The sequence below is a fragment of the Prosthecobacter sp. genome (genome assembly GCF_029946185.1).
Taxonomy (GTDB): Bacteria; Verrucomicrobiota; Verrucomicrobiia; order Verrucomicrobiales; family Verrucomicrobiaceae; genus Prosthecobacter.
In genome coordinates, this window is record NZ_JAQSEA010000301.1 from 1 (window position 1) to 10,981 (window position 10,981).

7 protein-coding genes and 1 pseudogene are annotated in these 10,981 nt (G+C 60.5%); 5 read left to right on the top strand and 3 right to left on the bottom strand.

Annotation, left to right across the window (positions count from 1 at the left end; genetic code table 11):
- Together PSV43_RS24575 and PSV43_RS24580 are read right to left on the bottom strand one after the other, a co-directional pair.
- Positions 1-346 (bottom strand): annotated as a pseudogene (locus PSV43_RS24575) (hypothetical protein); the annotation flags it as partial.
- Between the two features lie 1,024 nt (positions 347-1,370).
- Positions 1,371-3,131, bottom strand: a complete 1,761-nt coding sequence (locus PSV43_RS24580) for a dynamin family protein (RefSeq protein WP_300203947.1) — start codon at positions 3,129-3,131, stop codon at positions 1,371-1,373.
- Between the two features lie 318 nt (positions 3,132-3,449).
- Between PSV43_RS24580 and PSV43_RS24585 the strand changes: the two genes are divergently transcribed.
- The 5 genes from PSV43_RS24585 (at position 3,450) to mdoH (ending at position 9,703) form a co-directional block, all read left to right on the top strand.
- Positions 3,450-4,451 carry a hypothetical protein gene (locus tag PSV43_RS24585; RefSeq protein WP_300203950.1) on the top strand — a complete coding sequence of 334 codons (1,002 nt, stop codon included), beginning with the start codon at positions 3,450-3,452 and terminating at the stop codon, positions 4,449-4,451.
- Positions 4,452-4,490: 39 nt separating this feature from the next.
- Positions 4,491-5,123: a tetratricopeptide repeat protein gene (locus PSV43_RS24590; RefSeq protein ID WP_300203952.1), complete on the top strand. Its 633-nt coding sequence runs from the start codon at positions 4,491-4,493 to the stop codon at positions 5,121-5,123.
- Between the two features lie 411 nt (positions 5,124-5,534).
- Positions 5,535-6,872, top strand: a complete 1,338-nt coding sequence (locus tag PSV43_RS24595) for a DUF1501 domain-containing protein (protein ID WP_300203955.1) — start codon at positions 5,535-5,537, stop codon at positions 6,870-6,872.
- Between the two features lie 111 nt (positions 6,873-6,983).
- A complete protein-coding gene (locus PSV43_RS24600; protein WP_300203958.1) occupies positions 6,984-7,562 on the top strand; it encodes a hypothetical protein in 579 nt (192 codons plus the stop codon).
- Entirely contained in the window at positions 7,559-9,703 is a 2,145-nt protein-coding gene (mdoH, locus tag PSV43_RS24605) for a glucans biosynthesis glucosyltransferase MdoH (protein WP_300203961.1), read from the top strand. Before PSV43_RS24600 ends, mdoH begins: the two co-directional genes overlap by 4 nt.
- 376 nt (positions 9,704-10,079) lie before the next feature.
- On the opposite strand, the gene PSV43_RS24610 is transcribed toward mdoH, so the two are convergent.
- Positions 10,080-10,406, bottom strand: coding sequence for a hypothetical protein (locus PSV43_RS24610; RefSeq protein ID WP_300203964.1), 327 nt, complete (start codon positions 10,404-10,406; stop codon positions 10,080-10,082).
- Between the last annotated feature and the right edge of the window lie 575 nt (positions 10,407-10,981).

A 10,981-nucleotide genomic window follows, 5' to 3' on the forward strand; every position in this document is an offset into this window, starting at 1 on the left:
AGTCGGAGGGGGCTGGGGGACTTGCGGAGGTGGGAGGAGATGGCGGAGCGTTGAGGGACCAGGATGGTCCCACTCCTGGGGGGGCGGTGGGGTAGGGGGTGCCGCCTTGGTAGTAGTTGAGGGCGAGGATGATGACGGATTTGGCGCCGGGGAGGACGAGGGCGGGGTCGGTGCGGCGCTCGGGGTTGCGGGCGAGCCAGGCCATGTCGCCGTTCTTGCCTTCGGCGATCCATTGCTCAAAGAGGGCGCGGTGCGCGGCGGGCTGCGCGGGGGCGATGCGGCAGTCGTCAAAGCCGAGGGCTCTCGCTTGGGCGATGAGGGCGGTTTTGAGTTCGGCGGGAGTCATGGGGAAGGGGGAAGTTGGGGGCGGTGGGTGATTGCGGGAGTGATTTGGTGGGCGGAGGGAATGGACAGGATTAACAGGATGGCAGAATTAACAGGAGGGGGAGGGGAGTTGGCTGTGGTTTACGGTGGGTGATTGCGGGAGTGGTTGGGTGGGCGGAGGGAAGGGACAGGATTTACAGGAGGGCAGAATTAACAGGAGGGGGAGGGGAGTTGACGGTGGTTTGCGGTGGGTGATTGCGGGAGTGGTTGGGTGGGCGGGGGGAAGGGACAGGATTTACAGGATGGCAGAATTAACAGGAGGGGAGGCTGCTAGATGGTGGAACGGAGGGGCCATTCGGGAGTGGGGGCGCTGGTTTTTGGCAGAGCAGAGGAGACCGGAGATTTGAACCACGGAATACACGGAATACACGGAAGGGGGATCTGATTTGAGGATGGTGCGAAAAGGGAGCGCTGTTTTTTGGCCAAGGAATGATGGGCAACGGGAATGGCGGAGATTTGCTCCGCAGAGCAGAGGAGACCGGAGATTTGAACCACGGAATACACGGAAGGAGGATCTGATTTGAGGGTCGGTGCGAAAAGGGAGCGCTGGTTTTTTGCCAAGGAATGATGGGCAACGGGAATGGCCGGAGATTTGCACCGCAGTTATTCGGGAGAATGACGAACGCAGAGGGAAGCATTTCAATCCAGTTTTCTTATCTGGGCGACCGTTCATCCTGCGGTTTATTCAGTGCTTTTTTGATGGATGTGCTTTGGAGGAATTCGTGAGAAGAGGTGAACCGCAGAGGCTGGACGGGCGCAGAGGGCTGAGTTTTCAAATCGGGATTCTTGTCTCTGCGTTCATCCAATCTGCGTTATGACGTTTTGTGAAACTTATTTCAGGATAGCAGGCGTGGAGACGCTCGGCAGGGGCTTGGGGGCAAGCGGCAATACCTTGTGCTGGGCGTGAGCTTGCCCAACCTCTTGTTGCAGGAGCTTCTGGTAAACTAGGGTCAACAACGGCAAACCATCGCAAACTAACGCCTGCTCTACTTTCCGCCGACTGGCGTGAGCGCTTTGATCTGTTGATCGAGGAGGCTGAAGGAGTCGGCGAGGTGGTGGAGGCGCTGGACTTGGGTGGACTGCTCGTGCTCGATCTGGGCGGCGGTGGCCTGGGCGGGATTGAGGGTGTCGAGGAACTTGGTGAAGCTGTGGGTGACGTCTTCGGTGACCTGCTTGGAGAGGGTGCCGCGGAGGGTGACGGAGGATTCCTCGAGCTTGTCGAGGATGGCGTTGCGCGAATGGGCGAGCCGGATCTGGGTGAGGAGGTAAACGACGGCGAGGAGCAGGAGGCCGGCTCCGAAGGCGATGGCGGCGCTGACCAGATCGTCCAACCAGCCGCAGAGGGCGGTGGCGATGATGACGGGGAGAATGAGGCGGGGCAGCCAGCGGGCGGTGACGCGGGCGCGTTCCAGACCGGGCTCGATGTCTTCATCGAGCTTGAGCCCGATGACGAAGCGGCGGAGGGAGGAGTCCACATGGGTGCCGAAGCGGCGGCGTAGCTCGCTTTCTTCCTGGCCGTAGTCATGGGAGGGCAGGACGGCGTCTAGCGGAAACAAAATGCCGCGTCCTTGGGCGTGGAGGAAGCGCTCGAACTGATGAACGTCCTCTTCGAGGACGAGGCTGACCTGCCGCCAGCGGTCGCCGGTGCGGTGCTGGAGCTCCTGAAAGAGGCGGTGGTCGAGGCTCTGTGGGCGTGCGCCGTTTTCGTTTTCTTCGGCGTCTTTGCGCTGAAAGGCCTTGCGGGTGGTGAGGGCGTCATTGGCGAGGCCGGCGACGCGCATGACGGACTCGTGGTAGTCGCGCTCGGTGGCATCGAGGGCGGGGAGGATTTTCTTGAGCGTGCGGTCCACTTGCAGCTCGCGCTCGCTTTGCAGTTCCTGGAGCACGGTGGTCTTGCGCTTGGCCTGCTGCATGTTGGCCGAGTGGCGCTCGCGCATGTCATCGAGAATCTGGCGCGCGAGGCGCATGGTGCTGGCGAGCTTGTTGAGGCGGGCGGAGTTGTGCCGGACGATGGAGGAGATGTGGGACTCGAGGGCGTCAAAGCCGCTGTCTTGGAGGAGGCGCTCGCGCTCGATGCCGGCATTGCGGGCGAGGAAGGCTTTCTTGGCGGAGACGGCGAAGAGGGGGAAGTCGCGGCCGAAGCGCTGGCGCGTGAGCTGGCCCATGTAGTCGGTGATGACCTGGATTTCTTCGGGGCTGCGGAGATCGCTTTGCTGAAGGACGAAGATGACGTGCCGCATCCACTCGCGGTGTACTTTTTCCAAGAACTGCCAGGCGGAGGCGCCCCAGGGGTTCATGGCGGAGAAGACGAAGATGACGAGATCTGCGATGGGGACGAAGCGCTCGGTGATGAGCTGGTGCTCGTTTTCGACGGAGTTGGTGCCGGGGGTGTCGACGATGTGGAAGTCGCGGAGGAAATCGACGGGGGCGTAAACTTCATCCAGGGTGGGGGTGACTGGCACCACGCTGTGCTCCTCGCCATGGCGGAAGAAGAGGATCTTGCCGGTGGTGGGCACGACGCCGGTGCTGGAGAAATCCTGGCCGAAGAGGGCGTTGAGGAAGGTGGATTTGCCGACGTTGACCTCGCCTACGACGACGAAGACGAAGGGTTCCTTGAGGCTGGCGATGAGATTGTCCAGGATGGCGGCGGACTCGGAGTCGCCGCCGGATTCACGCAGGGCTGCGGACAGAGCCAGAAGGTCTGTGCCGATGCGTGAACGCAGTTCGAAATAGTCGTCGCCAATCATGAGGGGGGAGGGTGCAAGGTGCCGCGTGACAACGGCATGGCAACCTTGCTTCGGATGGAGTTACAAGTTTCAGGTTTCAAGTTTCAAGTTGGGCGGAGGCTGATGGTGCGGTGGCGCATGGGGCGGATTTCAGTCGGCAGCAGGTCGCACGCAGGGGAACGCTGGAGGTTGCGGGTGAGGAAGGAGAACGCGGAGCTTTGGCATTCTGCGGAGTGCTGCGGGCTCGGAGGCCCGCGCTCCAGGCGCTGTGGGTGCTGGTCTCAAAATTCATCGCCAAATGTGTTCCCTTTTCGCCTGTGGGGAATTAAAGAGCAGGTCTTGAGCGAACTGTCTCCAGCCAGCGAACCTGCACACGCCCAGCGCACGCCGTGGTGGCAGTGGCCGCATGTGCTGAGCCTGGAGGTGCCGGTGGTGGCGGTGCTGTGGCAGGAGGCGCTTGCGCAGGCGCATGGCATCCGGCTCACGCCGCTGCTGAATGTGGGACTCGGGCTGGCCTGCTGGGTGATCTATTTGCTGGATCGCACGCTGGAAACGCTGGCGGTGACGAGCAGCGCGGGGATGGATGTGAGCGGTCTGTTTTACCACCGTCACCGCCGTGTGCTGCTGCTGGGGGTGATTCCGCTGGTCATGCTGCTGCTGGGGTGGATGGCGCTGTATGTCATTCCCGAAGGCGTGCTGTGGCAGGCGGTGAGCCTGGCGCTGCTGGTGGCGCTGTACCTTGCCTCGTGGTCCACGCAGGGCAGCCGTGTGTCGCGGGATGTGTTCATCTCCTGCGCGGGGTTGGGTGGCATCATGCTCATCTCGCGCATGCCGATTACGAGCGGGACGAAGTTCACGCTGAGCGTCTTTGTGCTGGGGGTGATGGCGCTGTCTTTTTTGCGTCAGCTGGACATTCGAATGGGGAATGTGCTGCCGAAGGAAATGACCGCTGCGTTGCTGTTTGCCATGGGTTGCACGACGAGCACGCGCTTTTTCGCCATGCCGGAGACGATCACCGAGCCGGTGCTGGAGTGCGTGCTGCTGACGCTGCTGTTTGCCTGCAATCTGCGTGGCATCACCTGCCGGGAGGCCGGTTTGAAGGAAGACGGCAAACATTCGCCGCTGGTGCTGGGCACGCTGCTGTTCACCCTGGCGGTGCTGTGGGGGATTGAGCTCGGCATGGTGGAGCACACGCTGCAAGGCCCCGCCCGCGTGGCTCTGGGTGCTGTGGTGCTGCATGCACTGGTGCATGGCGCGCGCCGGCGCTTCTCCGTGGACGCTTACCGTGTGCTGGCGGATCTCGCGCTGATCGTGCCGCTACCGCTGGCGTGGATGCGATGATTTGCGCAAAGATTCCCGTCACTCACGTTTGAAGCTGCCATGAAACGATTTCTCCCACTGCTGCTGCTTAGCCTGCTCTCCCATGCCACCGCTCAGGAGACGAAGCCTTCACCTGACTCGCTCTTCAAGCAGGGGGTGGAGCTCTTTTTCGCGGCGAAGCCGAAGGAATCTGTCGCCGCGTTTGACCAGCTTATTGCGCTGGCACCGGAGTCGAAGCCGCAGCTCTGGCAGCGCGGGCTTTCGCTGTATTATGCGGGTGACTACAAAGGCGGGCGCGAGCAGTTTGAAGTGCATCAAACGGTGAACGGAAATGATGTGGAGAATGCGGCGTGGCATTTTCTTTGCATCGCGAAAGGCGAAGGCGTGGAGGAGGCGCGCAAGGTCTTCATTCCCATCGAAGGAGACAGCCGCATCCCGATGAAGCAGGTGCATGAACTCTTTGCCGGCAAGGGCAGCGAGGAGGCGGTGCTGAAGGCCGCCGAGGAGGGCGATGGCGAACGCCTGCGCAACCACCGCTGCTATGCGCACTTGTATTTGGGTCTCTACTTTGAGGCCATTGGCGACGATGTGAAGGCGAAGGCGCACATGCTCAAGGCCGCGAAGGATTACTCCATGGACCACTACATGGGCCGCGTGGCGCAGGTGCATGTGAAGCTGCGCGGGTGGGAGTAAAGGGGCGACTGTCCGCCAGCTTTTTCCAACAACTCCTGATCTACTTTCCCAAATTTTGAAAGCGGTAGAGTCTCCATGCGGCGGCCCTTTTTCAGCTCGAGGTAAATAATACCCTGATGGGTTGAAACCGGGTCTGTTTTCTCGTGGTGAGCATCTTCATGGGGAGAGCGTCATGTGATGGCGGAGCGAAGGTGTGGCGGGGCTGGTTGAGGCGAAGAGAAACAGACCTGGTTCCAATGGATCGTGGTATGACCTCCTCATGCCCGCCATGTCGGAAATGAGTTTTGCGAATCGCTATAATTCCTCATCATTTGCGCATCATTGCACCGGGCTTGGCAGAGTGGTCTGCGGACGCAACAAGGCCGCACTTGGCAGGGTAAGATACAGCGGAACCTTCACTGAATCAGCACCATGAAAATGCACCGCCTCTGCTCCGGCAATCACAGCAATCTCTTCACGACCCCCCAAGGCCGGCGTGATTTCCTACAGGTCGGGGCCATGGCGGGGCTGGGCCTCACCTTGCCGCACTTGCTCAAACTGCAGGCGGCCGATCTGGCGATGCCGGCGGTGGAGAGCTTCAAGCCCATCGCCACCTCGATCATCCACATCTACCTGCCCGGCGGCATGGCGCAGCATGAGTCTTGGGACCCGAAGCCGTTTGCTTCACCCGATTACCGTGGGCCTTTCAGCCCAGTCAAAGGTGTGACGGGCGAGTACGTGGGCGGGCAGTTTGCGAACATTGCCAAGATCCTCGACAAAATCACACTGATCCGTTCCGTGACGCATGGGGAGGCGGCGCATGAGCGCGGCACGCACAACATGTTCACTGGCTATCGCCCGAGCCCGGCCATCAAGTTTCCCAGCTTCGGCTCCATCATCTCGCATGAGCAGGGACCACGGAACAATCTGCCGCCTTACGTGGCGGTGCCCAACATGGTGGCACCGGATCAGGGCAGCGGGTACATGAGCAGCGCCTACGGTCCGTTTGCGCTCGGGAGCGATCCCGCGGACAAAGGCTTCACCGTGCGCGATCTCGCCGCGCCGAAGGAGATCGACGCCAAGCGCTTTGACCGCCGCCGCAATCTGCTTTCCGCCGTGGACGAGCACTTCCGCACCCACGAGAAATCGGACGGCCTCAGCGCCATGGACAATTTCTATCAGGCCGCCTACAAGCTTGTCAGTTCAGAAAAAGCGCGCGAAGCCTTCAATCTCAGTGCCGAGCCCGACAAGCTTCGCGATGAGTATGGCCGCAACGCTGCCGGTCAGCGCTTCCTGCTCTCCCGCCGACTTGTCGAAGCCGGGGTGCGGATGGTGTCCGTCAATTACGGTAGCTGGGATCACCACTCCAACATCAAGGGTGCCTTTGAAAGCCAGGCTCCGCAGTTTGATGTTGCCTTCGCTCGTCTGATCAAAGACCTCGATGAACGCGGCATGCTCGACACCACGCTGGTGCTCGTCAGCTCCGAGTTTGGCCGCACGCCGCGCATCAACAGCACCAACGGTCGTGACCACTACCCGCGCGTCTTCTCCGTGGCCATGGCTGGCGGCGGTGTGAAAAAAGGCTTTGTCTATGGCAAGTCCGACGCCCTGGGTGGTGAGCCGGATGAAAACCCCGTCGGTCCCGAAGACCTCGCACGCACCATGTACCGCCTGCTCGGCATCAACGCCAGCAAGCGCATCCTCGTCGAGAACGTCCGCCCCGTGGACATCGTCAACGGCGGCAGATTGATCAATGAGATCATCGCCTGATGAGCAACACAGCTTGAAATAGTTCGATGCTGTAAAAATGGTGAAGGCGAGGAATCCCTTTTCACCGCATCAATTCTGCGCATTCTCCTAGCGGTTCGGATTAGAACCCCCATGGAAGCAGTTAACATTCAGTTTGCCCCCGCGACTGGCACCGAGGAAGAATGGAACGAGGCGTATGCACGCCTCGCCGATTACTTTCGATCGTACCAGCTTCATAACCGCATCCGTCGTACGCAGCTCATTCTCGAAACCCTGCGCAACGCGGCCAAGGCGCATGCGGTGGACACTACCCGCACGCCCACGGCGCACTCCATTGAGCAGGCCCGCTTCATGCTGCGGGAGTGGCTTGGCTCCATTTACAGCGATCTCAATCTCAACGAAGCGCAGCTCGAAGCCACGGGCCGTCTGGGCTTCCACCTCGCCGGCGGACCCACGCGCTGGCCGCAGTTCTTCCTCGATGAACAAAACATGCCGGATGACATGGCCGAGGCCATGCGTTCCGCCATTCGTACCTCCGGCCCCGGCATGCAGGTGAGCAAGATGACTCCGCGTGACATTGATCTCGGCATGTTCACTGACGTGGCGGATGACACCTTTGACCGCCTCGGTCGTCATCCCATCCTGCGCTACTCCGTGCTGATCGTCATCATCGGCAGTGTGCTGGGCTACCTTTACTCCCTCTTCGGATGAGCGCACCCATTGGCAGCCAGACCGCGAACATCGCGATGACCGCGGGGATGCCGCCCAAGCACATCTCGCGCACGCGACGTGCCACGTTTTTCTCTCTCGTCGGCCTCGGCACCATCGTCGGTGCCTGGCTGTCCTACATCTTCCTTTCGGAAAACGGCATGCGCCTTTCCGAGTGGGGGCTGCTGCTGGTGTTCACCCCGCTGTACTACCAGCTCAATGTCGGCTTCTGGACGGCGCTCTTCGGCGTGTGGCTGATGAACCGGCCCACGCCGGACTCACTCAGCCTGTGGCTCTCGCTCAATGCAGACGATTACGAGCAGCCGATCACGGCCAGCACGGCGATCATCATGCCGGTGTTCAATGAAGACGTGACGCGGGTGTATGAGGGGCTGCGCTCCATCTACCTGTCGCTGGAGGCCACGGGGCAGGCGGCCAACTTTGACTTTTTCATCCTGAGCGACTCGGACAAAGCGAGCCAGTGGATCGAGGAGGAAACAGCGTGGCTGGAGCTCTGCCGCCAGCTCAAGGCCTTTGGCCGCATCTTTTACCGCCGCCGCCGCAAGCAGATCAACCGCAAGAGCGGCAACGTGAGCGACTTCTGCCGCCGCTGGGGCAAGCGCTACCGCTATATGGTGGTGCTGGATGCGGACAGCCTCATGTCCGGCTCACTGCTCACCAATCTGGTGCGCATCATGGAGAAAAATCCCGCCATCGGCATCGTGCAGACGTTTCCGAAGCAGATTGCCGCCGACACGCTGCTGGGCCGCGTGATGCAGTATGCGCAGGCGCTGTACGGGCCGCCCTTCATGGCGGGGCTGGACTACTGGCAGTGCGGCGAGGCGAATTTCTGGGGGCACAATGCCATTCTGCGCCTCGCGCCGTTTATTGAGCACTGCGCGCTGCCGCCGCTGCCTGCGAATGCGCCCTTCGGCGGGCACATCCTCAGCCATGACTTCGTGGAAGCTGCGCTCATGCGCAAAGCAGGCTACGCTGTGCGGCTGCTGCCCACCACGCGTGGCAGCTATGAAGAAGGCCCGCCCACGCTGGTGGACATGCTCAAGCGCGACCGCCGCTGGTGCCAGGGCAACATGCAGCACCTCTGGCTGCTGTTTGCCAAAGGCTGGCATCCGATGAGCCGGATCAATTTCCTGCACGGCATCCTGAGCTACGTCAGTTCGCTGCTGTGGTTCCTCTTCCTGGCGCTGGCCACCTTTCTGGCGGCAACGCCCACGCCGCATAAGGAGCCGCAGGCCATTTTGGCCGAGCACATTCTGCTGGCAGTCACTGCCATGCTCATCTTCCTGCCGAAGACGGTCATCCTGCTGGATGAAGTCATCACGGGCCGGATGTTCAAGCCGCTGAAGCTGCGCCTGCTGACGTTTATCAGCAGCCTGCTCGACACGGTGGTCTTCACGCTCATGGCACCGGTGCTCATGATTTTCCATTCGCGCTTCGTGGTCTATACGATCATCGGCAAAAGCGTGAGCTGGGTCACCCAGCGCCGGAAGACCGACGGCGGCCTGAACTGGAGCGAGATTCTCTTCACCTTCCTCAGCGTGACCCTGATGGGCATCGCCTGGGCGGTGCTGGGCTGGTTTGTCTCGTTCAAATTTCTCATCTGGATCAGCCCTATTCTGTTCTCGTTGATCGTCTCCATCCTCGTCGCGGCCATGGTGTCCAGCGGGCGCAGCGGACGGCGGCTGGGCCTGTTTCTCACGCCGGAGGAGCATGAACCACCCACGGTGTTGAAAAACATGCAGCAGAATCTGGAGGAAATTAAAGACCGCATTCAGCTCTCCCCCGAATTGGAGCGGTTCTATGGCCTTATGCAGGTCTGCCTAGATCCGTATGTGAACGGTCTGCACGTCAGTCTGCTGCGCCGCCGCCGCACCATTGAGGTGTCATCCACCTACCTCAATGAGATCAGTCACCGTCTGATCACGCAGGGGCCGCAGACGCTCAATGCGCAGGAATTGAAGGCGCTGATGCACGACACGGACACGGTCACCAATCTGCACTATCGCATCTGGAGCGCCGCTAACAATGAAATGGCACCCTTCTGGGCCACCGCCATCCGTCAGTACAATCTCGCCTCCACCAGCCCCTTCGCCCATACGTTGGCGAAGCAGGAAGTGGAGTGAGCTTGCGAGCCCCTCAGTCAACGGAAGGTGAGGGGCTGGCGGGCCCGATTAAAAGCCGCCAAAGTTGCCGCCAAAACCGCCCCCCGCACCGCCGCCGCGGTAGCCACCGAGACTGCCGCTGCGGTGGTGATGATTGTACCCTTGATGCGGATGGGAGTGCCTGTTGTTAGACGTGGGTTGGCCATGGGGACCCACGCATGAACTTAAGGGACTCATCGTCAGGATGGCAGCGAAGAGTGCAAGGAAGGTTGTTTTCATAAGTTGACTGGAGCGATGCAGGCAGGCATCAAAACTCGAAACAGGAGCCGGCTCAAGTTCCGGGCCCTGCAAAGTGGGGCATCAAACAGGGCGCAGTTCGCGAGTTCGAGTGCGCGGATTAACGGTGATGACCATGGAAGCCACCTGGATGGCTAAACCCACCGACGCGCGTGAAGCCACCGCCACGGTAACCGCCGACATGGGGGCGATATCCGACAGTTGGGCGGTATCCGGTGAAGCCGGGACGGTTATGGTAAGGCGAACGATAGCCGCTGTAGGCATAGCCGGGCCGGCTGTAATAATTGGTGTAGAGACCGGAGCCAACGTACCCTGAGCGGTAGTAATTATTACCGTAGCCATAGCCAGCGCCATACGGCGCTACGCACGAGCTAAGCGATCCCAGAGTAATGACCGCTGACAGAAGGAGGATGAGTTTTGTTTTCATAGTCATATGGATTGTTCACTGTTGAATTCGACGCTGCCGACCGGAAGGTATTCAAGAAAAAGGGACCCTACCCGAGTATCAGGCCCTTGGATTTCCTCTTCCCATCCGCTGGGCTTTATGATCGCATTGCGAAAACATGAAGCGCCTCCTTCGCCTGGCTGAGGAGGTACGGAACCCATCAACGCACCGCAGAGCACCTGAACCAAGGCTGCTAGATGGTGGAACGGAGTGTAACGGCGGGGGCCATTCGGGAATGGGGGCGCTGGTTTTTGGCAAAGGAATGGCCGGAGATTTGTATCGCATTTTCCAAAACTGATTTCTGGAATGGCGCGGGTGGAGGCACTCTGGTTCATGAGCTTTGCAAGCCGTGGAAACTTTCGGTTTTGCCGCAAAGGGGCGGAGAGGCAGAGGGAGCAGAGAAAATAGATCTTATACCCAGAGCAGATGAACATGAGTCTGAATGAATGGCAGTCTGTTAAGAGAGTTTGAGGTAGTTTTCGGAGGCAACGGTCAAGCGTATGATGGCAGCCATGGAAGCCTGCGGCAGAGGGGTGCTGCGGGGCACGCTGCAGACG